Source organism: Kineococcus sp. NBC_00420 (assembly GCF_036021035.1).
GTDB lineage: Bacteria > Actinomycetota > Actinomycetes > Actinomycetales > Kineococcaceae > Kineococcus.
Map to the genome: position 1 here is coordinate 1,880,989 of NZ_CP107930.1, position 26,329 is coordinate 1,907,317.

General features: G+C 72.3%; 25 protein-coding genes, 1 tRNA gene and 1 pseudogene. 11 read left to right on the forward strand and 16 right to left on the reverse strand.

Annotated features, from left to right (window positions below; all coding sequences use genetic code 11):
- Nucleotides 1-37: 37 nt before the first annotated feature.
- The gene (locus OG218_RS09155; protein ID WP_328296227.1) at nucleotides 38-412 is read left to right on the forward strand and encodes a tyrosine-type recombinase/integrase; all 375 of its coding nucleotides are present in this window, start codon (nucleotides 38-40) and stop codon (nucleotides 410-412) included.
- 24 nt (nucleotides 413-436) lie between these two features.
- Here OG218_RS09155 and OG218_RS09160 read toward each other — a convergent pair.
- The 5 genes from OG218_RS09160 to OG218_RS09180 all read right to left on the reverse strand — a co-directional run bounded on the left by OG218_RS09160 (nucleotide 437) and on the right by OG218_RS09180 (nucleotide 5,806).
- Nucleotides 437-509: transfer RNA gene (locus tag OG218_RS09160), tRNA-Lys, on the reverse strand.
- Nucleotides 510-607: 98 nt separating this feature from the next.
- Nucleotides 608-2,023, reverse strand: coding sequence for a gamma-aminobutyraldehyde dehydrogenase (locus tag OG218_RS09165; protein WP_442906475.1), 1,416 nt, complete (start codon nucleotides 2,021-2,023; stop codon nucleotides 608-610).
- A 17-nt stretch (nucleotides 2,024-2,040) separates the two neighbouring features.
- Entirely contained in the window at nucleotides 2,041-3,576 is a 1,536-nt protein-coding gene (locus OG218_RS09170) for an APC family permease (RefSeq protein WP_328292906.1), read from the reverse strand.
- Nucleotides 3,573-4,439 carry a universal stress protein gene (locus OG218_RS09175; RefSeq protein WP_328292907.1) on the reverse strand — a complete coding sequence of 289 codons (867 nt, stop codon included), beginning with the start codon at nucleotides 4,437-4,439 and terminating at the stop codon, nucleotides 3,573-3,575. The genes OG218_RS09170 and OG218_RS09175 overlap by 4 nt, the downstream gene beginning before the upstream one ends.
- On the reverse strand, nucleotides 4,436-5,806 hold the full coding sequence (locus tag OG218_RS09180; protein ID WP_328292908.1) for a flavin monoamine oxidase family protein: 1,371 nt from the start codon (nucleotides 5,804-5,806) through the stop codon (nucleotides 4,436-4,438). The genes OG218_RS09175 and OG218_RS09180 overlap by 4 nt, the downstream gene beginning before the upstream one ends.
- Before the next feature lie 119 nt (nucleotides 5,807-5,925).
- Here OG218_RS09180 and OG218_RS09185 point away from each other — a divergent pair, with 119 nt between their 5' ends.
- The 4 genes from OG218_RS09185 to OG218_RS09200 are packed head-to-tail and all read left to right on the forward strand — an operon-like array spanning nucleotide 5,926 to nucleotide 9,336.
- Entirely contained in the window at nucleotides 5,926-6,582 is a 657-nt protein-coding gene (locus tag OG218_RS09185; RefSeq protein ID WP_328292909.1) for a TetR/AcrR family transcriptional regulator, read from the forward strand.
- Nucleotides 6,583-6,612: 30 nt separating this feature from the next.
- Nucleotides 6,613-7,401 (forward strand): SDR family NAD(P)-dependent oxidoreductase, encoded by a 789-nt coding sequence (locus OG218_RS09190; protein ID WP_328292910.1) that lies wholly within the window; start codon nucleotides 6,613-6,615, stop codon nucleotides 7,399-7,401.
- Between the two features lie 25 nt (nucleotides 7,402-7,426).
- Nucleotides 7,427-8,464, forward strand: a complete 1,038-nt coding sequence (locus OG218_RS09195; protein ID WP_328292911.1) for an alcohol dehydrogenase catalytic domain-containing protein — start codon at nucleotides 7,427-7,429, stop codon at nucleotides 8,462-8,464.
- Nucleotides 8,461-9,336: an NAD(P)-dependent oxidoreductase gene (locus tag OG218_RS09200; protein ID WP_328292912.1), complete on the forward strand. Its 876-nt coding sequence runs from the start codon at nucleotides 8,461-8,463 to the stop codon at nucleotides 9,334-9,336. The genes OG218_RS09195 and OG218_RS09200 overlap by 4 nt, the downstream gene beginning before the upstream one ends.
- 176 nt (nucleotides 9,337-9,512) lie before the next feature.
- On the opposite strand, the gene OG218_RS09205 is transcribed toward OG218_RS09200, so the two are convergent.
- Genes OG218_RS09205 through OG218_RS09215 form a run of 3 tightly spaced genes read right to left on the reverse strand, consistent with a single transcriptional unit; the run spans nucleotide 9,513 to nucleotide 13,275 of the window.
- Entirely contained in the window at nucleotides 9,513-11,381 is a 1,869-nt protein-coding gene (locus tag OG218_RS09205; RefSeq protein WP_328292913.1) for a CheR family methyltransferase, read from the reverse strand.
- Nucleotides 11,378-12,421 (reverse strand): chemotaxis protein CheB, encoded by a 1,044-nt coding sequence (locus OG218_RS09210; RefSeq protein WP_328292914.1) that lies wholly within the window; start codon nucleotides 12,419-12,421, stop codon nucleotides 11,378-11,380. Before OG218_RS09210 ends, OG218_RS09205 begins: the two co-directional genes overlap by 4 nt.
- 26 nt (nucleotides 12,422-12,447) lie before the next feature.
- Entirely contained in the window at nucleotides 12,448-13,275 is an 828-nt protein-coding gene (locus OG218_RS09215) for a GAF and ANTAR domain-containing protein (RefSeq protein ID WP_328292915.1), read from the reverse strand.
- A 58-nt stretch (nucleotides 13,276-13,333) separates the two neighbouring features.
- On the opposite strand from OG218_RS09215, the gene OG218_RS09220 reads away from it, so the two are divergent.
- Nucleotides 13,334-13,975, forward strand: a complete 642-nt coding sequence (locus tag OG218_RS09220) for a trimeric intracellular cation channel family protein (protein ID WP_328292916.1) — start codon at nucleotides 13,334-13,336, stop codon at nucleotides 13,973-13,975.
- A 27-nt stretch (nucleotides 13,976-14,002) separates the two neighbouring features.
- Here OG218_RS09220 and OG218_RS09225 read toward each other — a convergent pair whose 3' ends face one another.
- Nucleotides 14,003-14,896 (reverse strand): SDR family oxidoreductase, encoded by an 894-nt coding sequence (locus OG218_RS09225; RefSeq protein WP_328292917.1) that lies wholly within the window; start codon nucleotides 14,894-14,896, stop codon nucleotides 14,003-14,005.
- A gap of 94 nt (nucleotides 14,897-14,990) precedes the next feature.
- Here OG218_RS09225 and OG218_RS09230 point away from each other — a divergent pair, with 94 nt between their 5' ends.
- Nucleotides 14,991-15,329 carry a DUF3140 domain-containing protein gene (locus OG218_RS09230; RefSeq protein ID WP_328292918.1) on the forward strand — a complete coding sequence of 113 codons (339 nt, stop codon included), beginning with the start codon at nucleotides 14,991-14,993 and terminating at the stop codon, nucleotides 15,327-15,329.
- Between the two features lie 142 nt (nucleotides 15,330-15,471).
- Entirely contained in the window at nucleotides 15,472-15,930 is a 459-nt protein-coding gene (locus OG218_RS09235; RefSeq protein ID WP_328292919.1) for an SRPBCC family protein, read from the forward strand.
- Between the two features lie 126 nt (nucleotides 15,931-16,056).
- Here the strand turns inward: OG218_RS09235 and OG218_RS26615 are convergent.
- The 3 genes and pseudogenes from OG218_RS26615 to OG218_RS09245 form a co-directional block, all read right to left on the reverse strand.
- A pseudogene (locus OG218_RS26615) lies at nucleotides 16,057-16,173 on the reverse strand (ANTAR domain-containing protein); the annotation flags it as partial.
- A gap of 334 nt (nucleotides 16,174-16,507) precedes the next feature.
- Nucleotides 16,508-16,651 carry a hypothetical protein gene (locus OG218_RS09240; RefSeq protein ID WP_328292920.1) on the reverse strand — a complete coding sequence of 48 codons (144 nt, stop codon included), beginning with the start codon at nucleotides 16,649-16,651 and terminating at the stop codon, nucleotides 16,508-16,510.
- Nucleotides 16,652-16,674: 23 nt separating this feature from the next.
- Nucleotides 16,675-18,807 (reverse strand): catalase, encoded by a 2,133-nt coding sequence (locus OG218_RS09245; RefSeq protein ID WP_328292921.1) that lies wholly within the window; start codon nucleotides 18,805-18,807, stop codon nucleotides 16,675-16,677.
- A 260-nt stretch (nucleotides 18,808-19,067) separates the two neighbouring features.
- Between OG218_RS09245 and OG218_RS09250 the strand changes: the two genes are divergently transcribed.
- Nucleotides 19,068-19,856, forward strand: coding sequence for a sigma-70 family RNA polymerase sigma factor (locus tag OG218_RS09250; RefSeq protein ID WP_328292922.1), 789 nt, complete (start codon nucleotides 19,068-19,070; stop codon nucleotides 19,854-19,856).
- On the opposite strand, the gene OG218_RS09255 is transcribed toward OG218_RS09250, so the two are convergent.
- Nucleotides 19,742-20,782, reverse strand: coding sequence for an NAD-dependent epimerase/dehydratase family protein (locus OG218_RS09255; RefSeq protein ID WP_328292923.1), 1,041 nt, complete (start codon nucleotides 20,780-20,782; stop codon nucleotides 19,742-19,744). The genes OG218_RS09250 and OG218_RS09255 overlap by 115 nt on opposite strands.
- Before the next feature lie 173 nt (nucleotides 20,783-20,955).
- Here OG218_RS09255 and OG218_RS09260 point away from each other — a divergent pair, with 173 nt between their 5' ends.
- Nucleotides 20,956-21,840 (forward strand): Rieske (2Fe-2S) protein, encoded by an 885-nt coding sequence (locus OG218_RS09260; RefSeq protein WP_328292924.1) that lies wholly within the window; start codon nucleotides 20,956-20,958, stop codon nucleotides 21,838-21,840.
- Between the two features lie 32 nt (nucleotides 21,841-21,872).
- Nucleotides 21,873-23,081, forward strand: coding sequence for a zinc-dependent alcohol dehydrogenase (locus OG218_RS09265; protein WP_328292925.1), 1,209 nt, complete (start codon nucleotides 21,873-21,875; stop codon nucleotides 23,079-23,081).
- A gap of 139 nt (nucleotides 23,082-23,220) precedes the next feature.
- Here the strand turns inward: OG218_RS09265 and OG218_RS09270 are convergent, their stop codons facing one another.
- Genes OG218_RS09270 through OG218_RS09280 form a run of 3 tightly spaced genes read right to left on the reverse strand, consistent with a single transcriptional unit; the run spans nucleotide 23,221 to nucleotide 26,269 of the window.
- Nucleotides 23,221-23,895: a glycosyltransferase gene (locus OG218_RS09270; protein WP_328292926.1), complete on the reverse strand. Its 675-nt coding sequence runs from the start codon at nucleotides 23,893-23,895 to the stop codon at nucleotides 23,221-23,223.
- On the reverse strand, nucleotides 23,892-25,289 hold the full coding sequence (locus OG218_RS09275) for a PIG-L family deacetylase (protein WP_328292927.1): 1,398 nt from the start codon (nucleotides 25,287-25,289) through the stop codon (nucleotides 23,892-23,894). Before OG218_RS09275 ends, OG218_RS09270 begins: the two co-directional genes overlap by 4 nt.
- Nucleotides 25,277-26,269, reverse strand: a complete 993-nt coding sequence (locus OG218_RS09280; protein WP_328292928.1) for a hypothetical protein — start codon at nucleotides 26,267-26,269, stop codon at nucleotides 25,277-25,279. The genes OG218_RS09275 and OG218_RS09280 overlap by 13 nt, the downstream gene beginning before the upstream one ends.
- Nucleotides 26,270-26,329: the final 60 nt, after the last annotated feature.

Sequence of the window (26,329 nt, forward strand, 5' to 3'; positions counted from 1 at the left end):
GCGCGTCATCGCGGTCCCGCGGAGCCTCATCGACGAGCTGGCGGCCGAGGTCGCGGGCAAGGGGCCGGACGACCTCGTCTTCACAGCACCCAGGGGCGGGTTGCTGCTACTGCGCAATTGGCGGGCCAAGGTCTTCAAGCACGCCATCAAGAAGGCAGGGCTGGAGGGGCTAACGCCTCATGGGCTCAGGCACACTGCGGCGTCCCTAGCGGCGTCTGCCGGCGCCAGCGTGCGACACGTCCAGGCCCTGCTGGGTCACGCTTCGCCGGTGCTGACGCTGTCGACCTACCAGCACCTCTTCGACGATGACCTGGACGCCGTTGCGGACCGGCTGGATGCGGCTGCTGAGGCCGCTCGGATCGCTCGTGCGGACCAGCTGCGGACTGAGGCAACGGTGAGCCGCCTTGCCTAGGGCGTTTCCGCCGGTCAGAGGGGGTGGGCCCCGTCGGGATCGAACCGACAACCCGCGGATTAAAAGTCCGCTGCTCTGCCAATTGAGCTAGAGGCCCCGGACCCCGGAAGGTCCGCGGCCATCATCGCAGACCTGCCCTCTCCCCCGCGACCGAGCACGCCCCGACGGCGACGTGCCCGGTCACGAGGAGACGGGTCAGGAGTCGAGGTTGGCCATCACGTGCTTGATGCGCGTGTAGTCCTCCATGCCGTACATCGACAGGTCCTTGCCGTAGCCGGACTGCTTGAACCCGCCGTGCGGCATCTCGGCGACGAGCGGGATGTGGGTGTTGATCCACACGCAGCCGAAGTCGAGGGCCGCGGAGACGCGCATGGCGCGGCCGAAGTCCTTCGTCCACACGCTGGAGGCGAGGCCGTACTTCGTGCCGTTGGCCCAGCGGATCGCCTCGTCCTCGTCGGTGAAGCGCTGGACGGTGATGACGGGGCCGAAGATCTCGTTCTGCACGGCCTCGTCGTCCTGGGTCAGGCCGGACACGACGGTGGGTTCGTAGTAGAAACCGCGGGCCAGGTCGCCGACGGAACGCGCGCCACCGGCCCCGAGGAGGGCGTGGTCGGGCAGGCGGTCGACGAACCCCGAGACGTGGGCCAGCTGGTTGGCGTTGTTGACCGGGCCGAGGGCGGCGTCGGCGTCGTCGGGGAGACCCACCTTGGTGTTCTTCGCCTGCTCCGACAGGGCGGCGACGAAGTCGTCGTGCAACCGCGGCGCGACGAGGACGCGGGTCGCGGCGGTGCAGTCCTGGCCGGCGTTGAAGTAGCCGGCGCCCGCGATCGCCTCGGCGGCCGCGGCGACGTCGGCGTCGTCGAACACCACGACGGGTGCCTTGCCGCCGAGTTCCAGGTGGACGCGCTTCACGTCCTTCGACGCCGACTCCGCGACCTGCATGCCCGCGCGGATGGAACCGGTGATGGCGACGAGCTGCGGGGTCGGGTGCTCGACGAGCGCGCGTCCCGTCCCGCGGTCACCGCAGACGACGTTGAGGACCCCCGGCGGGAGCACCTCGTTCGCGACCTGCGCCAGCAGCACCGACGACGCGGGCGTCGTGTCGGACGGCTTCAGGACGATGGTGTTCCCGGCGGCCAGGGCGGGGCCGATCTTCCAGATCGCCATCATCAGCGGGTAGTTCCACGGCGTCACCTGACCGACGACACCGATCGGTTCCCGGCGCACCCACGAGGTGTGACCCGCGAGGTACTCCCCCGCCGCCCGGCCCTCCAGGACCCGCGCGGCACCGGCGAAGAACCGCAGCTGGTCCACCGCGGGCGGTAGTTCCTCGCTGCGGGTCAGCGCGATCGGCTTCCCGGTGTTCTCCACCTCGGCGGCGATGAACTCCTCGGCACGTTCCTCGATCGCGTCGGCGAGGTCCAGCAGGAACTTCTGCCGTTCCGAGGGGGTCGTGCGCCCCCAGGTGGAGAAGGCCTTCGACGCGGCCTGGTACGCCGCGTCGACGTCGGCGGCACCCGAGACGGGAGCCGTCGCGTAGGCCTGTCCGGTGGAGGGGTTCACGACCTCGCTGGTCGCACCGTCGAGCGCGTCCCGCGATTCACCGGCGATGACGTTCTGGAACTGCTTCACGACTGGACTTCTCCTTCGAGGTCGGCGGAACTGCTGCGGCCACGGACGATCGTCTCGCCCCGGAAGAACCCCGGGCGGGCCCGGTACTGGAAGAACATCACGACGACACCGAGAGCGAGCACCCCCACCCCGAGCAGGAACACCAGCCCGATGCCGAACACCTGCGACCCCGAACCGTAGTCGGGGTCCATCGAGTCGACCGCGGTCTGCACGAAGAACACCAGCAGCAGCACCCCACCGACCAGCGGCGCGAGGCAGCGGGACAGGAACGCCTTCACGTCACCGGCCCAGCTGCCGCGGAAGTACCAGACGCAGGCGAGCGCCGTGACGCCGTAGTAGAAGCAGACCATCATCCCCAGTGCGGAGATGGTGTCCCACAGGACGTCCTCGGACACGACACGCATCGCGGCGTAGAACGCCGAGGCGACGGCGGCGGAGACGATCGTCGCGTACCCGGGCGACTGGAACGTGCGGCTGACCCGGGCGTAGGCCGGCGGCAGCGCGCCGTAGTGGCCCATGGCGAGCATCGTGCGGGCCGGGGAGATGAACGTCGACTGCAGCGACGCGGCCGAGGACGCGAGCACCGACAGCGACATCAGCACGGCCACGGGGCCCATGACGGGGCCGGCGAGGGCGGCGAAGATGTTCTCCTGGATGTCGGCGTTGCCCAGGCCGAGACCGTCGGATCCCGTCCCGGAGAACGACAGCACGGCGAGGGCGATCGTCAGGTAGAGCACGACGATCGCGGCGATGGTCGCGAGCGCCGCGCGTCCGGGGGTGCTGCGGGCGCCGGAGGTCTCCTCGTTCATGGTGAGGACGACGTCCCAGCCCCAGTAGATGAAGACCGACAGCGAGATCCCGGTGGCGAAGGCGGAGAACGACCCGACGCCGAGGGGGTTGAACCACTCCGGGTCGATCGCGAGACCGGCCGGCGCGGAACCGTCGACGACGTGGACGAACGCGGCGATCGCGAACCAGAGCAGCACGACCACCTGGAACGCGACGAGGACGTACTGGACGACCTTCGTCGCCTCGAGCCCGCGGTAGGAGATCCAGCACGCGAGCGCCATGAACACCAGGCAGGTGGCGACGTTGACGACGACGTTCGTCGAGAGGTCGGCGATCGAGTCCCGGCCGGTCACCTGGGAGAGCATCAGGTAGAAGAAGTCGACGGCGATGCCGGCGAGGTTGGACAGGACGAGCACGGTCGCGGCGAGGAGGCCCCAGCCGCCCATCCAGCCGATCCAGGGGCCGAAGGCGCGGGAACTCCAGGTGAACGTCGTCCCCGCGTCCGGCATGGCGCTGTTGAGGGCGCGGTAGCCGAGGGCGACGAGCAGCATGGGGACGAAGCCGACCAGGAAGATGGCGGGCAGGTGCTCGCCGACCGCGGAGGCGGTCGGACCGAGGGCGCCGGTCAGGGTGTAGGCGGGGGCGATGGTGGAGATGCCGATGACGACGGCACCGAGCAGCCCGACCCGGCCGTCACCGAGTCCCTTGGACTCGCTGACCTGTCGTTCCGGTGCGGCGGTCACGAGTCACCCCGGGGCACGACGACGACGGGGACGGGGACGTGGCGCAGGATCCGCGCCGCGGTGGGCCCGAGGAACGTCTGGCGGCCCTGGGCCAGGCGGGAGGAGCCCAGGAGCAGCAGACCTCCTGCGGCCCAGTTGATCGAGCCGACTGCTTCAGCCATCGTGCGTCCTCGCCCCATCTCCACGGTGACGTCCACCCCGCGGGAGCGGCTCGCGACGTCGTCGACCAGGTGCTGCACCGTGGCGACGGCCTCGCGGTCCGCGCCGGCGTTCTCGTCGAGTTCGACGAGGCTGACGACGTGCAACGGCAACCCGGTGCGGGCGGCCGCTTCCCACGCTTCCTCCAGCACGGTCGGTGCACCCTGGCGGGTGCCGACCGCGACGTAGAGCTGATCGATGCCCGCCGGGGGTTCCCGTCGGGGCACGAGCATCACGGGCAGCGGTGCGGAGTGCAAGAGGGCACGCGCCGCGGGGCCGACGCCGAACGGGATCGCTCCCCCGCCGGCGCCGACGACGACGGCGGACGCGCCGAACTCCGCGGCGGCATCGAGCAACCCCTCCGGGACGGAGCCGGCGGTGCGGACGTGGGTGCGCAGCTCGACGTCGTCGGGCAGTTGCGCGACGGCCTCGGCCAGCCAGCTCTCGGCCTGTGCGGTGATGAGGCCGGTGACGTCCCCGACCGGCGGGTACGGACCGCCGAACGGGTCGTCGGTCTTGACGACGGAGACCACGTCGAGGGTGACGTCGAGGGAGCGGGCGAACACCGCGGCCCAGCTCAGCGCGTCCTGGCCGCGGTCACCGCCGTCGAAGGCGACGACGTAGGACGGGTGGGAGTACCGGAGGACCCGATCGACGGGGGTCACGACAGCGCTGCGGTGACGTCGGCCGCGGCGTCCCGTCCGCTGCGCAGGGCGCCGTCGACGTGCTGGTACCCCTCGGCGGCGAGGTCGGAGCAGGCCCAGTGGATCGGCCCGACGGGGCGGCGCTGGTCGGCGCCGTAGCGGGAGAGGCCGCCGAGGTCGAAGCTGGCGGCGTAGGCCCCGCGGGTCCACTCCTCGCTGCCCCAGTCGGACTCGAAGTACACGTCGGGTTCCAGGGCGCGGTCGCCGAGGAACTCCGCGATGGAGGCGAGGATGCGCGCGCGGCGCTCGCCCTCGGTCAGGGCGTGCAGCTCGTCGGCCTTCTCGTCGGAGACGAACGCGACGAGGGTGCCGCGGTCGTCGCCGTGCAGGGTGTTGTCGTAGACCTCCTGGACCAGCGTGGAGGTGCCGAACGCGGTGCCGGACAGGCCGTCCGCGCGCCAGAACGGCGTCGGGTAGACGGCGTGGACCTTGATGACGAGGCCCATGGAGAGGTGCTGGTGCATCTGGTGCTGACGACGCGGCAGCGGCGGGTCGTAGCTGATGCGGGAGAACAGCGGCGGCGGGACGGCGACGACGACGCGGCGGGCGCGCACCGTGACCCGGTCGGACTCGACGACGACGCCGGAGTCGGAGTGGCGGATCGTGCGGACCGGCGTCGAGAGGTGCACCCGGTCGCCGAGGTCGGCGGCGAGGCGCTCGGAGACCGACTGCATCCCGCCGACGACGCGCTTGTCGAGGATGAAGGACTCGTCGGTGAGGTTCGTGAACGAGCCGGCCGAGGCGGCCATCAGCACGGCCTGCAGCGTCGAAAACGCGTGGGCCGGTTTCGTCAGCATGGCCCCGGCGATGAACAGCGCGACGGCGGTCCGGGCCTCCTCGTCGTCGGACTGCTGGTGCAGCCAGTGCTCGAACGAGACGGTGTCGAGTTCCCGGGCACGGGGGTGGGCCCACGGTGCGTGCGCCCCGACGGAGGCGGCGAGGTCGTCCATCAGCTCGGTGAGGCGGTGGATCTCCTTGGCCGTGGCGTCGGAGACGGGGAACGTGTCGCCGCGGTAGCGGGAGCGGACGCCGTCGGCGCCGATGAAGACGTTCTCACCGTCGCGGTAGCGCGAGTAGGTGTCCATGCCGAGTTCGGCGAGGAGGCCGAGGAGTTCGGTCTGGTCCGGGGAGACCCACTGGCCGCCGATCTCGAGGGTGGCGCCCTCGACCTCGTCGGTCCAGGTGCGCCCGCCCACGCGGTCCCGCGCTTCCAGGACGACGACGTCGAAGCCGGCCCGGGTGAGGTGGCGCGCGGCGTTGAGGCCGGCGGGGCCGGCGCCCACGACCACGACGTCGGCGATCGGTTCGGGGGGTGTTGCGGACTCCACGGGTCCTCCTGAGGTCGTCGTCGGCCAGGCACCACCTAAAGTGATTGGGCTTCATTAATGACCTGCGGAACGGTGCTGTCAAGGGTTGCGGAAGGATTCGAGTGCGTCAGGATGACCCGGTGATCGTCCCACCCCGCCGTCCCCGCGGCCGGCCCAGCAACCCGCTGCTGACCGTCGACGGCATCACCACCGCCGCCGTCGCGCTGCTCGAGGAACGCGGGCAGGACGGGCTGACGATGGCGGCGCTGGCCCGCAGGCTCGGTGTGGCGCCCTCCGCGCTCTACAACCACGTCACCGACAAGCAGGACGTGCTGCGCGCGGTGCAGGACCACGTGAACGCCCGCATCGACTGCTCGGCCTTCGAGACGCTGCCCTGGGACGGGGCGCTCGCCGCGTGGGCCCGGTCCTACCGCGACGCCTACGCCCGACACCCCGCCCTCGTGCCCGTCATCGCGATCACCCCGGTCCGCAGCGCCCCGCACACCGTCGCCATGTACGAACGCGTCACGGCCGGGCTGCTCGCGGGCGGCTGGCCCGAGCACCTGCTGACCGACGTCGTCGTCGCCGTCGAGTCCTTCGTCCTCGGCTCCGCGCTGGACACCCAGGCGCCGGCGGACATCTTCGACCCCGGCGACCTCGAGGACTCGGCCCCGGTGTTCACCGCCGCCACCCGTGCCCGGCCCGGCGGTGACACCGCCCTCGCCGCCTTCGACCTCGGCCTCGGCGCCCTCCTCGCGGGCCTGCGCGCCCTCCTCCCCGCACGTCGAGGAGGATGAGGGGACTCACCGAGGAGAACAGGAACCGCCATGGCCCTGCCGCCGTACCCGGCCAGCCCCTTCCCCCTGCAGCGCACCGCGATCGTCACCGGCGCGGCCTCCCCGCGCGGGATCGGCCGGGCCACCGCCGGCCGGCTGGCCTCCCGCGGGTGGTCGGTGGCGGTCCTGGACCTCGACCCGACCGCCAGCTCCGCCGTCGCCGCGGAGCTGCAGGAACTCCACGGCGTCCCCTGCCTGGGCCTGGGGGTGGACATCAGCGACCGGCCGAGCGTGCGGGACGCCGTCGCGACGGTGGTCGCCGAACTCCCGCAGCTCGTCGCGCTGGTCAACAACGCGGGCGTGAGTTCACCGGTCCCGTTCCTCGAGGTCACCGACGAGGAGTGGCGACGGGTCGTCGACGTGAACCTGCACGGCACGTTCCACGTCACCCAGGAGGCCGCGCGGGTGATGGTCGCCCACCGCCTCGGACGGATCGTCAACGTGTCCTCCGCCTCGGCCCAACGCGGCGGCGGGGTGTACGGCCGGGCCGCCTACTCCGCCTCCAAGGCCGCCCTGCTGGGTCTGGCCCGGACCCTGGCCCGCGAGCTCGGGCCCTACGGTGTGACGGCGAACTCGGTCTCGCCCGGCTCCATCGACACCGACATCATGGGCGGCCCGCTCACCGACGAGCGCAAGGAGTTCCTGCTGCGGGAGCTGCCGGTGGGACGCATCGGTACGGTGCAGGACGTGGCGGCGGTCATCGCGTTCCTGCTCAGCGAGGACGCGGGGTACCTGACCGGCGTCACGTACGACGTCAACGGCGGATCGCACATCGCCTGAGCACGACCGATCGAGGAGTGACGACGTGAGAGCCGTGACCGTGCACGCCCCGGGTGACCTGCGGGTCGAGGAGTTCCCGACCCCCGAACCGGCCCGCGGCGAGGTCCTCGTGCGCATCGTCTACGGCGGGATCTGCGGGTCGGACCTGCACTACGCCCAGGACGCCCGGAACGGGAACTACCGCGTCCTGGAACCCCTCGTCCTGGGACACGAGGTCGTCGGTGTCGTCTCGGACGTCGGGGCGGACACCCCCGCAGCGCCACCGGTCGGAACCCGCGTCGCGATCCACCCCGCGACGCCCTCCGCACCCGCCGGCGCGACCGGAGCGACCGGCCTGCACCTGCAGCGCGGCGGGACGTACCTGGGCAGCGCGTCGACGCAGCCCCACACGCAGGGCGGTTTCGTCGAACTGCTCCGCGTGGGCGTCGACCGGTTGCGGGTCCTCCCCGACGGTCTGCCGCTGCGCCGGGCCGTGCTGGCCGAACCGCTGGCCGTCGTCCTGCACGGCGTCTCCCGCCTCGGGGACCGGGTCCGCGGCGCGCGGGTGCTGGTCAGCGGGGCCGGGCCCATCGGCGCCCTCGCGGTCGCGGCCCTGCGCCACGCCGGTGCCGAGCACGTCACGGCCGCCGACCTGCAGGAACTCCCGTTGCGGGTCGCCTCCGCCGTCGGCGCCGACGCGACAGTGAACCTCTCGACCGGCGGGCTCCCCGAGGCGGAGTTCGACGTCGTCGTCGAGGCGGCCGGTGTCGTCCCCTCCCTCGTCGCGGCGATCCGGGCCGTCCGGCCGGGCGGCGCGATCCTGCAACTGGGCATCCTGCCGGCCGGGCCGCAGCCGATCCCCGTGTCCGAACTCGTCGGCAAGGAGGTCGCGTTGTTCGGGACCCAGCGCTTCGACGTCGAGCTCGACGCCGCCGTGGCCCTCCTCGCCGCCGAACCCGGGTTGGCGGCCGTCGTCACCGACGTGTACGAGATCGGCGACGCGGCAGCCGCATTCGCCCGGGCGGCGGACTCCGCGCAGTCGTCGAAGACCGTCCTGGCCGTCAGCCCCGACCCGGACGCGTGAGCAGCGCCGCGGTTCTCGGGCTCGGCCCGATGGGGCGCCCGATCGCCGGGCACCTCCTGGACCACGGGGTCGACCTCCGGGTCTGGAACCGCACGGCGTCCGTCGCCGCCGCCTTCGGCGACCGCGCCGTCGGGAGACCGTCCGAGGTCCGCGCCGAGGTCGTGTTCTCCGCCCTGCCCGACGTCGACCAGTTCGACGACGTCGCCCCCGACGACGTGGTGCGCACCTGGGCCGGGCACGGCACCCGCCACGTCGTGGTGCTCAGCACCACCTCGCGCGACAAGGTCACCGCTCTCCAGGACCGGTTGCAGGGGCACGGGATCGCCCTCGTCGACGCTCCGATGAGCGGTGGCGACGCGGGCGCGCGGGCGGGCGCCCTCAGCCTGATGGTCGGCGGCAGCCCCGAGTCGTTCGCCACCGTGGAACCCCTGCTGCGCAGCTTCGCGACCACGGTGGAGCACCTCGGACCGGTCGGGACCGGAACCGCCGCGAAGCTCGCGAACCAGGTCGTCGTCGCGGCCACCGTCGCCGCCGTCGCCGAGGCCCTCGACCTCGCCCGGCGCGCCGGGGTCGACGGGGAGCAGTTGTTGCGGGTGCTGCGCGGCGGTCTCGCCGGGGGCGTGTTCCTGGACAGCAAGGCCGACCGGATGCTGACCGGCGACCACAGCCTCGGCGGCAGCATCGACAACCAGGTCAAGGACCTGCGCTACGCCGCGGAACTGGCGGACCAGACCGGAGCCCCTCTGCGTCAGGCCCGCCGCACCGCGGAACTCTTCGTCGAGGCCGTGGAACGCGGTCTGGGTGGTCTCGACCACACGGCCGTCCACCGCGTCGTCTCCGCCGACCGGCCACCGGGCGACACGGGCGGGTGAACGCCCCTCGGTCGAGTTCCGCGGTCGAGGGTCGAGGGTCGCGGCGCGCCCCGGTGCGGGCGAGCACGCCCACGATGAGCGACAGGTGCTGCGCTGCAGTGACGCGCGACGAGAACAGGTTCCGGCTCACGCCCCCGTCCTGTCCCGGGGGACCCGGGGGCAGACGACGAGACGACTCAGGACTCCGGACGCTCCGGCGCGTCGCGCGGGTCGACCTGCTCCATGATCACCACGGCTCCCGCGTCGCCCTCGCCCTGCAGCGAGCTGACGGTCACCTGCACCGTCACCGGGCGCCCCCGCCGGTTGACCGAGGGCACGAGCAACGTCGAGGACACACCGTCGGCGACGGCAGCCCGGACGGCCGGTCCGATGCGTTCCAGCGGGAGGCCGATGTCGAGGGTCAGCAGGTGCGCTCCCACGACCTCGTCGCTGCGCACCCCCCAGAGGTCCGCGGCCCAGGAGTTCCAGATCCGCACGCCCAGGTCCGCACCCACCACGGCCACCCCGACCTGCAGACTGGCGAAGACGCTCTCCATGTAGGAGTTCAGGGCGTCGACCTCGTCGGTCCGGTCGCGCAGCTGGGTGTTGAAGATCTGCAGCTCGTCGTTCATCGACTGCAGCTCCTCGTTCATCGTCTCGAGTTCCTCGTTGGTCGAGTGCAGTTCCTCGTTCGTCGTCTCGAGCTCCTCGACGGTCGACTGCAGCTCCTCGTTCGTCGTCTCGAGTTCCTCGTTGGTCGACTGCAGTTCCTCGTAGGCGGTCTCGAGCTGGCGGTGCGTGGCCTCCAGCTCGACCTGCAGCCGGTGGGTCCGGGTCACCTCCACGAAGCTCACCGCGGTACCCAGCGTGGCCCCCTGGGGGCCGACCAGCGGAACGACCTGGACGTCGACCCACTGGACGTCCTGGCGGGCGCGTGACCACTCCACGTCCCGGATCCAGACCGTCCGCCGGTGCGCGTGCGCCTCCTCCACCGCCGACCGCAGCTCCAGCGGGCGGTAGGAGACCTCCAGGTCCTGGAACGGGCGGCCGACGTCGGCGGCGGACAACCCGAACGAGAGGTCGGCACGCTGGTTGGAGGTCACGACGCGACCGTCGGCGTCCAGCACCAGCTGGGCCACCGGACTCGCGGCGAGCGCCGCCGAACGCAGCACGTCGTGGTCGGAGGCCTGGTCCCCACGCTCGTGCAGCGACGTCCGGCTCCCGGCCTCGCGCAGACCCTCCACCCGGCGGAACAGCCGGTTCTTCAGGTCCGCGGGTTTGAACAGGGCCGAGTGACCCAGGAGCATCTCCGCCTTGCCGAGGAACAGGATCCCGTGGGGTCGCAGGGCGTAGTGCAGACGTCCCGCGATGTGCGTCTGGGTCTCCGCGGTCAGGTACATCAGGGTGTTGCGGCACACCAGGAGGTCAAGGTGCGAGATCGGCGCGTCCTGGACGAGGTCGGCGCGGCCGAAGATGACCGAGCGCCGCAGGTCCTGCCGGAACGTGAACTGACCGCCGCGTCGCTCGAAGTACCGGGCGAGGAGTTCCTCGGGGATCCCCTCGACCTCGCGTTCGGAGTAGGTGGCCGTCCGGGCCTGCGCCAGCGCCGCCTCGTCGGCGTCGGTGGCGTAGATCTTCACCCGGCTCCGGAACTCGTCCGGGCCCAGCAGTTCCGCGAGGACCATCGCGACGGTGTACGCCTCCTGACCCGAGGCGCACCCGGCGCTCCAGACCCGCAACGTCCCCTCGGATCGCCGGGTGAGGACCTCCGGGAGCAGGACGTCGCGCAGCACCGCCCACGCCTCGGGATCGCGGAAGAACGACGTGACGTTGATGAGGATCGTGTCGAACAGGGCCGCGAACTCCTCGGCCTCCACCTCGAGGACGTCGCGGTACTCGGCGAAGGAGGCGACCCCGACGTCGCTCATGCGGCGGCGCACCCGGCGCAGCAGGCTCGCCCGTTTGTACCCCGTCAGGTCCAGCCCGCGGACGGAGCGCAGGTGGTGCAGGAAGTCCTCGAACTCCGCGCCCTCCTGGACGCCCGCCGCTCCCTCCTCGGTGCTCATCCGGCCACCCCGCTCCGCTCGTCCGGCTCACCCGGTGGCGGGGTCGTGGTGTCGCCCCGTTCCCGCCCCACCAGCAGGTGGCGGATGAGGTGCGCGGCCTCGGCGGTCTCCGCAGCGCGTTCGTCGAAGCGCGTCGCGCTGATGCGGCGACCCGACTCCTCGGCGCGCCGGCCGAGTTCGCGGTTCAGCGCGGAACGCTCCTCGAGACTGCGCAGAGCCATCCACAACGCGCGGTCGAGGGCGGCCGACTGCTCCTGCAACAGGCTCTCGGCCGACCAGGCGTGCCCCACCCGGCACCGGAACCGCAGGAACCCGTGGTCCTCGATGCGCCAGAGCACCCCGGCGCAGTCGGGGCAGGAGAAACCGGACGGCGTTCCGGGGTGGTCGTCAGCGGCCATGACCCCGAGGTCGAAACCCGCTTCGGCGATCTCCGCGTCGAGTTCGGCGCCGGTCCCCACCGGCGCCTCCGGCGCCGTCTCGCGCACCAGCTTCCCGAGCAGGGCCGGGATCTCCGCCAACGGCAGGACGTGTTCGGGGTCCGCGGCGGCGATCGCGTTCAGCGGCATCGCCGCGTAGAGGGCGTCCGAGGGTTCCTGCACGACCCCGATCCCGCCGCGGGCCCGGAGGGCGACGAGGCCGGCGGAACCGTCGTCCAGCGTTCCCGAGAGGACGACCCCGATCGCACGCGGTCCCACGGCCTTTGCGGCAGAACGGAAGAGGGTGTCGATCGAGGGACGGTGACCGTTCTCGTGCGGCCCCGCGGAGAGCGCGACGTGGTCGTCGGTGAGCATCAGGTGCCGGTCGGGGGTGGCGACGAGCACCGTGGACCGCGGCAGGGCCTCTCCCGGGACCGCAGAGCGGACGGGAAGCGGCGTGCACCGGTCCAGGATGGCCGCGAGCGCCCCGGTCCCGCTCGCCGACACGTGCAGCACGACGAGCACCGTCGCGGGGAAGTCGGCCGGTAGACCGGCGACGAACTCGCGCAACGACTCCACCCCGCCGGCACTGGCACCGACGAGCACGACGTCCCGGGTGCTCACCTCGCGAGCCTAGCCGTGACGACGGGTCACACCCCGCCGGCGTCGTCGAGCAGGGGGTCCCACCGGCCCTGAACGACGGCCTCGGCGAGTTCGTGGACCGTTCGGCCGGTGACGAAGGCGACGGCCTGCAACCGGCTCACGATTTCGTCGACCTGAACCCCGTGCCGTTGCCGGAGGACCCCGAGAGCCGTCGACACGGTGTCGGGACGCAGGTACGGGACCGTCTCCCCGGCCGCCGACGACCCGCTCGCGGTGGGCGGGGCCGTGCGCGTCAGCAGCAACGCCAGCAGGAGGTCGGCGAGGCGGGTGAGGACGAACTCGTCCTGGCGGTCGAAGGCCCGCGGCAGGTCGCGGGCGACGGTCAGGACCCCCACCGTGCCCGTTCCGGGGGAGGCGACGGGCAGCGCCGCGAGGGAACGGAAGGACGCCCACCGCCCGAGACCCGCGAGGTAGGGCCAGCGCCCGTGCTGCGAGGCGAGATCGGCGACGAGCACGGGGCGTCCGGTCCGGAGCGCCTCGACCTCGGGTCCCTCCTGGACCGAGTGCTGCTGGTCGACGAACAGGACGAGCCCCGGGTCGGAGCCCGCCAGCGGAGCGACCGGCACGCCGGCCGAGACCAGGCTGACGGCGGCACGGTCGAAGGGCACGACGCGGGCGGTCTCGAGGCACAACGCGAGCTCGGGCGAGGTCTCCGAGAGCCGCGGCGGCCGCGGGTCATCACCGGGCGAGGGGCGACCGCCCAGGCGTCCGGCCAGCTGCCGGTTGGCCCACCGCAGCCGCTCGTCGGTCCGTCGGGCTCGGGCCATCACCTGGGCCGCCTGGCCCAGCACCTCGCGGGAGGACGCGGCGCTCATGGGTCCATCGTGGCGGCTGCGGGCCGGTCCCGCACCGTCGAGACGGGAGGATCGTGCGGTGACCGCTCAAGGCTTCCTGCTGCTGCTCGAACTCGTCGGGGTCTTCGCCTTCGCCCTCGACGGTGCGTTGTCCGCCATGCGGGCCGCCCACCTCGACCTGTTCGGGGTCGTGACCCTGGGCATCGTGACGGCGCTGGGGGGCGGGATCCTGCGGGACCTGCTGCTCGGGGAACTCCCGCCCGCCACGTTCCGCACCTGGTACTACCTGACGACCGCGACGGTCGGCGCTCTCGTCGCCTTCTGGGGACACCGCCTCGTGGGCCGCATGTCCCGCCCCATCCTGGTCTTCGACACGATCGGACTGTCCCTGTTCGCCGTGACCGGCGCGCAGCTCGCCGTGCACTCGGGACTCGGGGCGGGCCAGGCCATCCTCCTGGGGGGGCTGACCGGCGTGGGTGGCGGCACCCTGCGCGACGTCCTGGTCCTGAAGGTCCCGACCATCCTCACGGGCGGCCTCTACGCGGTCCCGGCGCTGGTGGGTTCGTCCGTGGCCGTCGTGGGTCCCCTGGTCGGTCTGGAATCGGGGGTGGCCGCCTTCGCCGGGGGTGTCGTCTGCGCCGGGCTGCGCGTCGGTGGGGTGCTGGGCGGGTGGCGGGCCCCCAGCGCACCCCGGTCCGCACGCGACGCCTCCGGGGAGTGACCCGCCACCCTGGTCACGGCGAGCCCGTCACGGCGTCGGCATGCCGCCGTTGACGTTGATCACCGCACCCACGACGTAGCTGGACTCCGCGGAGGCCAGGAACACGTACGCGGGGGCGACCTCGGCGGGCTGACCCGCGCGACCGAGCGGCGTCGACGTGCCGAACTCCGGCATCGCGTCGTCCGGCTGCCCGCCCGCGATCTGCAGCGGCGTCCAGACCGGGCCCGGTGCGACCACGTTGACGCGGATGCCCTTGGGGGCGAGCTGCTGGGCCAGGGCCTGCGACATGGCGATGATCCCCGACTTGGTCGTCGCGTAGTCGACGAGGTTCGGGGAGGGCTGGTAACCCTGCACCGAGGCGGTGTTGATGATCGTGGACCCCGGCGGCAGGTGCGGGACGGCCTCCTGCACGATCCAGAAGAGCGAGTTCAAGTTCGTGCGCATCGTCTCCTCGAACTGATGCGACGTGAGGTCGGCGATCTCCTCGACGTGCTGCTGCTTGCCGGCGACGTTGGCGACGAGGTCGATGCCACCCAGCTCGCGCACCGTCGTGGCGACGAGGCCACGGGCGAACTGCTCGTCGACCAGGTCGCCGGGGGCCAGCACGGCCTTGCGCCCGGCCTCGGTCACGAGTTTCGCGACCTCCTCGGCGTCGACCTGCTCCTCCGGCAGGTAGTTGAGGACGACGTCGGCACCTTCGCGCGCGAAGGCGATCGCCGCGGCCCGCCCGATGCCGGAGTCCGCCCCGGTCACCAGGGCCTTGCGACCCGACAGCCGACCGGTCCCCCGGTACGTCGACTCCCCGTGGTCGGGTTTCGGGGACTGCTCGGCGGCGAGTCCCGGGCCGTCCTGCGGCTGGGGGTCGAAACCGCCCTGGTGGTAACGGGTCACGGGGTCACTGAAGGTGTACTGGTCGGTCATGGGTTCCACGGTAGGCAGGACGGAGGAACCCCGCTCGCCGGGTCGCACGGCCCGTCGGCGTGCGACCGGGGCGGGGGAACCTCACGCTGGTGGCATGGACGACGACGAGGAGGAGGACGTCGCGCAGCACTTCGACGACGCCGTGAACATGACCCCGAAGGAACTCGAGGACTGGCTCGCCACCGAGGAGTCGAAGTCCGTCGGGGTGGGTGAGGGAGAATCGGTCGGGCACCACTCGGGCCGGCGCATCGTCGAGATCCTCCGCGGGAAGAAGGGGGACCGTACCGACGCCGACGCCGACGCCGACGCCGAGCACATGCGCAAGGTGGCCGGTTACGTCGCCCGGCACTCGAAGCAGCGCCCCGACGGCGACGTCACGGACACGAAGTGGCGCTACTCCCTCATGAACTGGGGCAACGACCCGCTGAAGTGAAGATCCGGAGAACACGGCCGGTTCAGGATGCGGGGCGGCGCGGTCGTGGGCACTGTGGACACAGGCGCCCGCAGTTCAGGGCGCACCACAGAGAAGACCTCGATCCAGTCGGCGTCCCGCGACGCCGCAGGAGGAGCACCGCATGAGCAGTGTCATCGAAACCGTCGACGTCTCGGTCCCGGTCCACACCGCGTACAACCAGTGGACCCAGTTCGAGTCCTTCCCCGAGTTCATGGGCGGCGTGGAGCGCATCACTCAGACGGACTCCACGCACACCCACTGGGTGACGAAGATCGCCGGGGTCGAGCGCGAGTTCGACGCGGAGATCACCGAGCAGCACCCCGACGAGCGGGTCGCCTGGAAGAGCGTCGACGGCAAGGAGCACGCCGGTGTCGTGACCTTCCACCGCCTCGGTGACAACGAGACGCGCGTCACCGTGCAGCTCGATTGGGAGACCGAGGGTCTCATCGAGAAGGCAGGCGCCGCGATCGGCGCCGACGACCGTCAGATCAAGGCGGACCTCAAGCGCTTCAAGGCGTTCATCGAGTCCCGCGGCGGCGAGACCGGCGCCTGGCGCGGAGACGTCACCCCCGCGACCTGACGTGCGCGCGCAACGGCCCGGCACCCTCGAGGTGCCGGGCCGTTCGCGTACCCCGGGTCGCAGGGTGGGCACTGGAGACGGCCGCGGTGCGTCCGACGGCCGTCGCCACGACCTCCTGGCGATCGAGTGGAGTTTCTGGTTCTGGGACCGCGACGTGAGGAGTCCGAACGCCACGTCGGGCGTGATGCCGTGCCGGGCGATGAGCACACCCTCGGCCTGCTCGATGACAGCCCGGGGCTGCATGGCGACCACCAGGTTGTCCGCCCGGCCGTCGGACTCGGCCGGCGGCGCGGCGTTGCCCAGAGCCACGCCCGCGTACTGCGCGAACAGCCACAGGGACTGATCCGTCTCGTCGCCGAGGAGAAGTCCGGGAAGGCCTCGACGGTGCTGGTGTCCTCGATCCGGAGGGTGGTGTCCGCCTGCGCCGCAGCCAGGCAGGGTCCGAACCCCAGTGAGCACTGCCGTTCGTCGCGGTCGACGGTGTGGACGCGACCAGGGCCGAGCGGTCGTGCGTGTGGCTGGAGGTTCAACCCGCGGAAGAACCTGCACGACGACGCCCGGCCCCGGTCACAGGAGGTCAGGTCGGTTCGGGATCCTCGTGGGTGCGCTCGTCGGCCTCCTCGGCCTCCTGCGCGAAGCCCGTGTCGTTGCCGTAGCCGTCCAACGTCGGCGACTCGGCGGCCTCGTCGGTGCCGGGCGTTTCCTCGGGTTGTGTGGACACGTCGATCCTCTCCTCGGTGGGACTCACTGGACGGGCGGGACGGCGGAGGCGGTCACGAGGTCGGCTCGGTCCCAGACGCGGTGCGTGCCGAGAGCGGCGAGCAGCGACGGAGCGAGCTGCGTGGCGTCGGCGGCCACCAGGACCCCGGGCCCGCCGGCGCCGATGCCGGCGCCGGCGAGGACCGCGTCCCCGCTGCCCCAGGTGCCGAACGCCTTCAACTGCCGGTAGGCCTCCTGCAGGAGCACGACGGCCTTGACGTCGGCTCCGGTCGGTGCGCCGTCCGCGACGACGACGGCGTCGAACTCGATGGACCGGGCCGTCACGTAGGTGCGCTCCACGACCTGTTCCGCCTCGCTCCCAGCGCCGAGCACACCGCCGACAGGGGCGATCACCTTGAGCTGCACGCCTTCGGCGAGCAGGGCCGCGCGAAGGGTGGCGATGCCGGCGAGGTCCGCGTCCGGACCGGCGACGACCCCCACGATCCGGCCGGCGACCGGGTAGGTCTCCCCCGTGATCTGGGCGAGAGCCGGCGAGGGCGGGAGGTGGTCCACGGCGTCCTGCGCCGGGGCGGGCAGCCCGAGTCCGGCGGCGACGGTCGCGGCGAGGTCGGTGTCGATCTTGGCGAGGACGGCGAGCGTGCGTTCCTTGATGCTCTGTTCGCGGACCTTGCCGAGTTCGAAGGTGTAGGCCTCCGTGACGTGCGTCCGCTCCACCGGCGACAGGCTGGCGTAGAACATCGCCGGCTGCGTGAAGTGGTCGTCGAAAGAGGCGGGTGCCCCACGGACGACCTCGCCCTCGACCCGTCGCGGGACGTTGACGTAACCGCCCTCCTCCGCGCTGGAGGGGAACGGCGCACCGCCGTCGAGGGTGTTGGGCGTGTAGGGAGCGACGCCCTCGTGGACGGCGTGCTGGTGGAACCCGTCACGCACGTTGTCGTTGACCGGCGCGTGCGGACGGTTGATGGGGATCTGCGCGAAGTTCGGCCCACCGAGGCGGGTGAGCTGGGTGTCGAGGTAGGAGAAGTTCCGGCCCTGCAGCAGCGGGTCGTTGGTGAACTCGATGCCCGGGACGACGTGCCCCGTGTGGAAGGCGACCTGTTCGGTCTCGGCGAAGTAGTTCGTGGGGTTGGCGTTCAGCGTCAACCGGCCGACCTTCTGCACCGGGCAGAGTTCCTCGGGGACGAGCTTCGTCGGGTCGAGCAGGTCGATCCCCTCGAACGTCTCCTCGTCGGTGTCGGGCATGACCTGCAGCCCGAGTTCCCACTCCGGGAAGGCGCCCGCGGCGATGGCCTCGGAAAGGTCGCGCCGGTGGAAGTCCGGGTCGACACCCATCGCGATCTGTGCCTCCTCCCAGGTCAGGGAGTGGACCCCGAGGACGGGCTTCCAGTGGAACTTCACCAGGCTGGTCCCGCCGTCGGCGTTGACCAACCGGAAGGTGTGGACCCCGAAACCCTCCATGGTCCGGTAGGAGCGCGGGATCCCCCGGTCGCTCATGTTCCAGATCGTGTGGTGGGTCGCCTCGGTGTGCAGGGAGACGAAGTCCCAGAACGAGTCGTGCGCGGACTGCGCCTGGGGGATCTCGGTGTCCGGGCTGGGCTTCCCGGCGTGGATGATGTCCGGGAACTTGATGGCGTCCTGGATGAAGAAGACCGGCATGTTGTTGCCGACGAGGTCCCAGACCCCTTCGCCGCTGTAGAACTTCACGGCGAACCCGCGGGTGTCGCGGGAGGTGTCGGCCGATCCCCGCGACCCGAGGACGGTGGAGAAGCGCACGAAGACGGGCGTCTGCAGGCCTTCCTGGGCCAGCACCTGCGCCCGGGTGACCGACGCGGCGTTGCCGTAGGCGGTGAACACCCCGTGGGCCCCGGCACCCCGCGCGTGGACCACGCGCTCGGGGATGCGCTCGTGGTCGAAGTGCATGATCTTCTCGCGCAGGTGGAAGTCCTCGAGCAGGACGGGTCCACGTGGTCCGGCCTTGAGGGAGTGGTCGGTGTCGGAGATCCGGACGCCTTGGGGGCTGGTGAGCCGCTCCCCTCCCTGCGCCCGGGGATCGCGGCCCGCGCGGGGGCCCTGGTAGGTCACGCCGGTCGGACTCACCGACCGGGGCGCCGACTGGTCCGCACGTCGACGGATGGGCTGTTCGGACTCGGTGGTCATGGGTGGGCCTTCCTGGTGAACCGCTCCGCCGCCTGCGCGACGCTTTCGACTGCTGGTCCTGCGGATCGACCGTAGGCCCGGGTTGCGCGGGTCGCTCGTTCAAGGCCCTGGCCCCGCAACTGTCCAGGGCGCACCCCGACCCGGAGCGTGCGGCTCCCCGAGGCCTCCGCTTGCCGACGTCGACGGTGGGTGCTGGAGTGAACCTCACCGGGTGCAGCAGGCCGCCCTGACGACCGTGGAAACGGCTTCGGAGGCTGCTGATGGAACCACCCACCGCGACGGTGGTCGATGATCCCGCTGTCGACCAGCTGGTGCTGACGCACCTGAGCCTGGCGAGGTCGCTCGCTGCGCACTACCGCAACCGCGGCGAGCCCTACGACGACCTGGTTCAGGTCGCGAGCCTCGCGCTGGTCAAGGCGGCGCAGCGCTACGACCCCACCACCGGCTACCGGTTCGCCTCCTACGCCACCCCCACGATCATCGGCGAGATCCGCCGCCACTTCCGCGACCACGGGTGGTTCGTCCGCCCCCCGCGCAGTCTGCAGGAACTGCGGTTGCGCCTGCAGGCCGAGGAGGCCGGCCCGGACGAGGTCCTCGCCGCCCGCCTGGGAGCCAGCGTGGCCGACGTCAGGGCCGCACGGGAGGCCTCCAACGCCTACTCCGCCGTACCCCTCGACGCTTCCTGGGACTCCGACGACGCACCGCTGACCGAGCTTCTCGCCGACGGTTCCGACGACGTCGCCACCGTCGACGACCTCCTCTCCCTGCGCCGCATCGCAGCGGACCTCGACGACCGGGACCGCCGGATCCTGCACCTGCGCTTCTACGAGGACGCCACGCAGTCTGAGATCGCGGCTGAACTCGGGGTCAGTCAGATGCAGGTCTCGCGGCTGCTGAACACCTTGTTCCGACGGATGCGCGCTCTCCTCGAGGATCAGGTACCCGTCCGCGAACTCACCGCCGAACGAGGGCGGAGCGGCCCCGTGGCCACCCCTGCGTGGTCGCGCATGCCGTCGAGGAGTTCGGTCAGCACGTCCCGGGCGGCGTGAACGGGCCTCCAGTCCAGCACCTCGCGCGCGCGGGTGGTGTCCATCACCGGCACTCCCAGGCCGAGATCCAGCCACCCCGGCTGGACCGGGTGCACGTGGGCGCGGTAGCTGACGTCGACCGCCGCTCGCACGAGCCTGCGGTTCAGCGCCACGTGGCGGGGCGCCTTGAACGCCCGGGCCAGGTCGTCCGCCGTGAGCACCGGGTCGTCGGCGACGTTGAACGCTCCACCGGGAACCCGCTGCACCGCACGGGTGATGGCGTCGGCGAGGTCGTCGGCGTGGACCACCTGGAAACGCAGACCCGTCGGGAGCGGGAGGGTCGGCAGCGGGATCCGCCGGATGGCCCGGGTCGGTGCGAACCCACCGGCGAAGTAGCGGGCGATCTCGCTGCCCGCGTCCCGCTGGAACACCAGGGCCGGACGGATGCGCGTCACGACGAGTTCCGGGTGCTCGCGCTCCACGTCGTCCAGCTGGGTCTCCACGAAGGCCTTCTCGCGGGAGTACTGCGAGGACGGGATCCCGGTGGCGGGCCAGGACTCCTGGACGGGTTCGTCGTCGCTCGGGTGGGTCGTGTAGGCACCGACGGAGGAGACGTGGACGAGGTGCGGGACCCCCGCCCGCAGCGCCGCGTGCACCACCTGCCGGCTCCCCGTGACGTTGACCCGGGTCATCTCCCGGGAATCCCGGGCCGGCTGGATGAGCCACGCGGTGTGGATCACCGCGTCGACGTCGGCGAAGACCTCGATCAGCCGTTCCAGCGCAGCGGGTCCGGCGACGTCGAGGCTCTCCCACCGGACCCCGGCGTAGACCCCGACCGGGTCGGGCAGCCGTCGGCAGATCCCGACGACCTCGACGTCCTCCGCGGCGAGGCGACGCAGCAGGGCGGTTCCGACGTTGCCGGTGGCTCCGGTGATGGCGATGCGCATGTCACCACGCTCCCATCGGGTTCCGGTCCGGCAACCGGACGTCATCGCACGCGGGACGTCGACGACGAGGGGCGGAGGAGGGGCTCACGAGTTTCCGCTACCCCCTCACGGACCCCCCGAAACATCGTTCGTTCCACCTCGCGCAACCTCGGCGGAGGGCGTAGGACCGTCGCATGCCCCTGATGCGTTCCCTGTTCGACGCTCCCTCGCGGTGGACGGTCCTCGACCCGGTGGCCGCACGGGCCAAGGACACCGCCGACCGTCTGCTGCCCGGTGGTTCGCTGCGAGGTCTGCTGCACGGCCGCCCGGCGGGCCATCCCGTCCACCCGGCGATGGCGATGGTCCCCGTGGGCACCTCCGTCTCGGCGTTCGTCCTCGACGCCGCCGCGGTGCTGCTCCCGGGAGGGCAGGCTCTGGGCGCCCCCGCGCGGCTGCTCGCTGCCGCGAGCGTCGCCACCGTCGCGCCGACCGCTGTCGCCGGCTGGGCCGACTACGTCGACCTGCACCCCGACCAGCAGCGCACCGCGATCGTGCACGCGGCGGGCAACGCGGTCGCGGCCACGCTGTGGACGGCGTCGTTGTTCGCCGGTCGACGGGCCCGGCTGCTGCGGACCGCAGGAACCCTGGCCGCCGGGGCGGCCGGAGCCCTGGGCGGCCACCTGGCCTACCGCTGGTCGGCGGGAGTGAACCACGCCGAGCACCTGGTCCACCTGGCCGGCGACGGGCAGGAGTTCTCCGACATCGGGACGCTCGACGACCTGGCCGAGGGCCGTCCGGAGCAGCGGTGGATCGGGGACGCGCCGTTGTGCGTCCTGCGCCGAGGCGGTTCCGTCATGGCCCTCACCGACACCTGCACCCACCTCGGCGCCCCGTTGCACGACGGCGAGGTCACGGGGACGGGTTCCGCGACGACCATCACCTGCCCCTGGCACGCGAGCGAGTTCCGCTTCGCCGACGGTGAGGTGGTCGACGGTCCGGCCACCGCTCCGCAGCCGGTCGTCGAGACCCGGGTGGAGGCGGGGCGCGTCATGGCGCGCGTCGTCGGACCGCCCCTCTGAGTTCGAGAACACCCGAGGAGAAGGAGAACAGCGTGCGAGCACTGACGTGGCAGGGGAAGCGTTCGGTCAGCGTCGAGGACGTACCGGACCCGCAGGTCGTCGAGCCGACGGACGCGGTCGTGCGGATCACCTCGACGGCGATCTGCGGTTCCGACCTGCACCTCTACGAGGTCCTGGCCCCCTACATGGCCAAGGGTGACGTCCTGGGTCACGAGCCGATGGGCATCGTCGAAGCGGTGGGGTCCGCCGTCACGAACCTGAGCCCGGGCGACCGGGTCGTCATCCCGTTCAACATCTCCTGCGGCCACTGCTTCATGTGCGACCGCGGGTTGATGTCGCAGTGCGAGACCACCCAGGTGCGGGAGAAGGGCTCTGGGGCGGCCCTCTTCGGGTTCAGCTCCCTCTACGGCTCCGTCCCCGGCGGCCAGGCGCAGTACCTGCGCGTCCCGCACGCCGACTTCGGCCCGATCAAGGTCGGCCGGGAGGGCGACAACGGACTTCCGGACGAGCGGTACCTGTTCCTCTCCGACATCCTCCCCACCGCCTGGCAGGGCGTGCAGTACGCCGACGTCCCCGAGGGCGGCACCCTCGCGGTGCTGGGCCTGGGGCCGGTCGGTCAGTTCGCGGCCCGCATCGGCCGACACCTCGGGTACGAGGTCATCGCCGTGGACCCGGTCGAGGAACGTCGCCAGATGGCCCACCGCAACGGGGTGACGGCGATCGACTTCACCGACGGCAGCGGTTCCGACGTCGTCACGCAGCTGCGTGAACGCACCGACGGCCGCGGCCCGGACGCCGTCCTCGACGCCGTCGGCATGGAGGCTCACGGCGGGACGGAGGGGGCCGTGGCCAAGGCGGCCCAGACCGCCGTCGGTCTGCTGCCGGACAAGCTCGCCCAGAAGGTCATGGAGACCGGCGGGATCGACCGGTTGTGGGCCGTGCGGACGGCCGTCGACGCCGTCCGTCGCGGGGGCACCGTGTCGTTGTCGGGCGTCTACGGCGGCGAGGCGGACCCGATGCCGATGATGACGATGTTCGACAAGCAGCTGCAGTTCCGCATGGGCCAGTGCAACGTGAAGAGCTGGATCGAGGACCTGCTGCCCATCGTGGAGGACCCGACCGACCCGCTCGGCATCGACGACCTCACCACTCACCGGGTCCCGCTCGAAGACGCCCCGGACGCGTACGAGATGTTCCAGACCAAGCGTGACGGGTGCATCAAGGTCGTCCTCAAACCCTGACGCCTGCTGCACCACCCGCGCCGCGGTCTCGCGCTGCGGACCGCGCTCGCCGCGCCCCTCGCCGGGATCGTGGCGGGCGCGGTGTCGTCCCGCGGTCGCCGAGGAGTGACGGGGCCCTGGTCCCCACCCGTGAGCGGCGTCAGGCGCTGAGGTCGTGGGCGACACCGGCGGGGGTCCGTCCCAGGAGCCGGTCGCTGGTGAGGACGGGGTGCGCGGTGGAACTCAGGACGTTCGCCCCCGGCAACGCCCGGACCCGGTCGACGAACTCCCGGTCCTCGTGCGCCGGCCGGGACGGGAACCCACCGGCGGCCCGGTACGTCGAGGCGCGCACGCCGAGGTTCGCGCCGTGCACGTGGCGGTGGCCCGCGGCGCAGGTGCCTGCGGCGTACCGTCTCCGCCACTCGGTGTGGAGCGTGGCGGGCCCTGCGAGTCGGACGGTTCCGAGCAGCAGGTCGATCCCCGCGTCGCCCGCGCGCCGGTGGTGCGGCAACCACTGCCCGGGCACGACCGAGTCCGCGTCGGTGCAGGCGATCCAGGTCGAACGGAGTTCCCGGGCCGAGCGGCCCGCGAGCGCCTCGTCGACTCCCGCGGCCCGGGCCGCACCGACGTTGCCGGCCCGGGAGCGGATCACGTGAGCGCCTGCGGCGACCGCGGTCTCGGCGGTCGCGTCGCGGCAGAGGTCCGCCACGACGACGAGGTCGACGGGGATCCCGAGACGGCCGGCCGAAAGGAGGACCGAGGTGACGGCAGCGGCGATCGTCGTCTCCTCGTCGCGGGCGGGCACGACGACGACCATCCGCTCGAGGGCGGTCACGGGGTCAGTCCACCGGCCCGGGCGACGGAGGTCGCGGGGGGTCGGACGAGGACGTCGAGCAGGAAGTCCTCCTCCTCGTGGTGGGCGAGGACGGTGAGTTCCGGGGTGGCGCGCAGCACGCGGTGGACCTCGTCGCCGGTCAGCGGGTAACCCTGGACGAGGTGTCGCCAGTGGCAGGCGACGAGCACCCCGTCCGCGCTCAACGCGGCCGTGGCGCGGGCGAGGAGGTCGGCGAGGTCGGCCGGTCCGCAGTAGTAGGCGACCTCGGACAGGACGACGAGGTCGAACTCCCCGGCGGGGAACTCCTGCGGGACCCGGGCCACCCTGGTCTCGACGGTGTCACCGAAACCCGCGGCGGTGACGCGGTCCCGGGCCTGCCGGACGGCGGACGCAGCGATGTCGAGGGCGAGGAGCCGGTCGCACCGGGCGGCGAGGTCGACGCTGAAGACCCCTGCGCTGCAGCCGATCTCGAGGACGGACGTGAACCTCCGCCGGGGCAGCACCGCAGCGGTGAGGGCACGTTTGCGCTGCTCGTACCAGCGGTCCTCGAAACCCCAGGGGTCGTCGCCGTTCTCGGTGTAGAAGCCGTCGAAGAACTCCACGCCGAGGCTCCCGGTGCGTTCCTGCCCGTCGGGGACCAGGAAGACCTCGACGTCCCGGTCGAAGTGCTGCTGGACGGCGGGCGGCAGCAGGACCTCGTCCCCCGGGAGTTCGGACAACGGTCGTGTCTGCGAGACGTGCTCGGCGAGGGCGGCGCCCTTCTGCCCGCGGGCGACGGGGTCGAGGTCGAGGCGGACACCGGCCGTCCACGGGATCCGGTGGTCACCGGGGTGCGCCCAGTGCCACGCCCACACCGGGTACTGCAGGCAGCGGACGCCGGCGGTGACGGCCAGTTCCGCGCAGACCAGGCCGGCGGTGTCGTGGTCGGGGTGGGCGTCCCCGGACCACGGGCTGATCAGCAGGGTTCCGGGCCGGAGCAGGTGGTGCACCGCGTCGCGCACGCGAGCGGGGGCTGCCGTCAGCGTCCCGTCGGGGATCTGCGCCCGGTGCACCCGGGCGTCCGGCGCGGTCAGGGCGACGGCGCGGGCGACCTCCACGGCACGGACCTCGGCGAGGCGGTCGGGGGTCGTGGTGGACGACGCGGGGTGCGACGCCTCGCCGTCGGTGAGGACCAGGACGTCCAGGGGCAGGCCGCGGGCGGCGGCGGTGGCGAGGAGCCCGCCGGCGCCGAGGGTCTCGTCGTCGGGGTGGGCGGCGACGACGAGCACGTGCGCGACGCCGTCCCAGGACAACCGCGGGAGGTCGCGCAGGCCGGGCCACGCCAGCCAGTCCGCTTCGGGTGTCCCGTCGCCGTCGTGGGTGAACTCGACGGGTCCCTCGTTCACGACGGCCATGCCGTCCCCTCCTCGGTCTCCTGGTCTGCTGTCTCGCCGGGTTCTTCGTCGGGTTCCTCGAGCATCTCGCCGAGGGCGGCGACGTCGCGTTCGGCGTGGTCCTGGCGCAGGTACACGGTGAGGTCGGCGACCCGGGCCGCGTGGGCGGCATCGAAGGTCAGCGGCGCCGGCCCGAGGGCGTGACCCACGGTCCGCAGGACGTCCTCGGCCGCTTCCGCGACGATCGCGCGGGTCCGCGCGGCCAGCACCTCACCGGCCCGTCCGGTGGCCCTTCCGGCGTCGACGTCGACGGCGGCCGCCTCGAGCGCCAGCCGGGCGTTGCGCAGCCGCAGGTCGACGATCCCACGGTGGTACCGGGCGAGCTGGTCGTCCCGGGTCCCGTGCCGCAGGGCGCGGGCGACGCCCACGGCACCCCCGAACCAGCAGGCCGCGACCCCGATGCCGCCGTGGGCGAAACCGGGTCGCCGCAGGTACCAGCCGGCCTCACCGACGGGCTCGGCGGGTGCGCAGTGCAGGTGCACGGGTCCGCTGGGGACCTCGACGAGACCCCGGCTGTGCCAGGCGCCGGCCTCGACCTCGACGGCCCCGCTCTCCCGGCCCGCCGCGAGGTCGACGGCGAACAGCCGGCGACCGGACGGCGTGTGGGCGGTGACGAGGGCGTGGGAGAGGTCGCCGGCGAGCGAGCACCAGGGTTTGGTGCCCTCCAGGACCCACCGCCCCGCCGCGGTGCGGGCGTCCAGCCGGACGGTGCCCGACTCGGCGGCGAAGACCCCCCAGGTGCTTCCCGGGGGAAGGGCCTGCCCGGCTTCGGCCAGGATGGCGACCGCGTCGAGGTGGGCCTCGAGGATCCGGGCCGTCGTCAGGTCCTCCGCGGCCGACGCGGCGAGGAACCGCCAGCGACGCAACGTGTCGCCGGATCCGGGCAGCGGCACGGTCGCCGAGGAACTGCTCGCCACGGCGAGCGCCTGCTGGATGGGCACGTGCGGGAACCTCCGGATCTCGGTGTCGCGGAGGGCTTCACGACCAGCTGGAACGTAACC

What these genes read in the sequence shown, in the direction of transcription:
- OG218_RS09205 (WP_328292913.1), bottom strand. Translation starts at nt 11,381, where the DNA reads ATGAGCACCGAGGAGGGAGCGGCGGGCGTCCAGGAGGGCGCGGAGTTC.
- OG218_RS09230 (WP_328292918.1), top strand. Translation starts at nt 14,991, where the DNA reads ATGGACGACGACGAGGAGGAGGACGTCGCGCAGCACTTCGACGACGCC.
- OG218_RS09275 (WP_328292927.1), bottom strand. Translation starts at nt 25,289, where the DNA reads ATGGCCGTCGTGAACGAGGGACCCGTCGAGTTCACCCACGACGGCGAC.
- OG218_RS09215 (WP_328292915.1), bottom strand. Translation starts at nt 13,275, where the DNA reads ATGAGCGCCGCGTCCTCCCGCGAGGTGCTGGGCCAGGCGGCCCAGGTG.
- OG218_RS09250 (WP_328292922.1), top strand. Translation starts at nt 19,068, where the DNA reads ATGGAACCACCCACCGCGACGGTGGTCGATGATCCCGCTGTCGACCAG.
- OG218_RS09260 (WP_328292924.1), top strand. Translation starts at nt 20,956, where the DNA reads ATGCCCCTGATGCGTTCCCTGTTCGACGCTCCCTCGCGGTGGACGGTC.
- OG218_RS09225 (WP_328292917.1), bottom strand. Translation starts at nt 14,896, where the DNA reads ATGACCGACCAGTACACCTTCAGTGACCCCGTGACCCGTTACCACCAG.
- OG218_RS09190 (WP_328292910.1), top strand. Translation starts at nt 6,613, where the DNA reads ATGGCCCTGCCGCCGTACCCGGCCAGCCCCTTCCCCCTGCAGCGCACC.
- OG218_RS09255 (WP_328292923.1), bottom strand. Translation starts at nt 20,782, where the DNA reads ATGCGCATCGCCATCACCGGAGCCACCGGCAACGTCGGAACCGCCCTG.
- OG218_RS09235 (WP_328292919.1), top strand. Translation starts at nt 15,472, where the DNA reads ATGAGCAGTGTCATCGAAACCGTCGACGTCTCGGTCCCGGTCCACACC.
- OG218_RS09245 (WP_328292921.1), bottom strand. Translation starts at nt 18,807, where the DNA reads ATGACCACCGAGTCCGAACAGCCCATCCGTCGACGTGCGGACCAGTCG.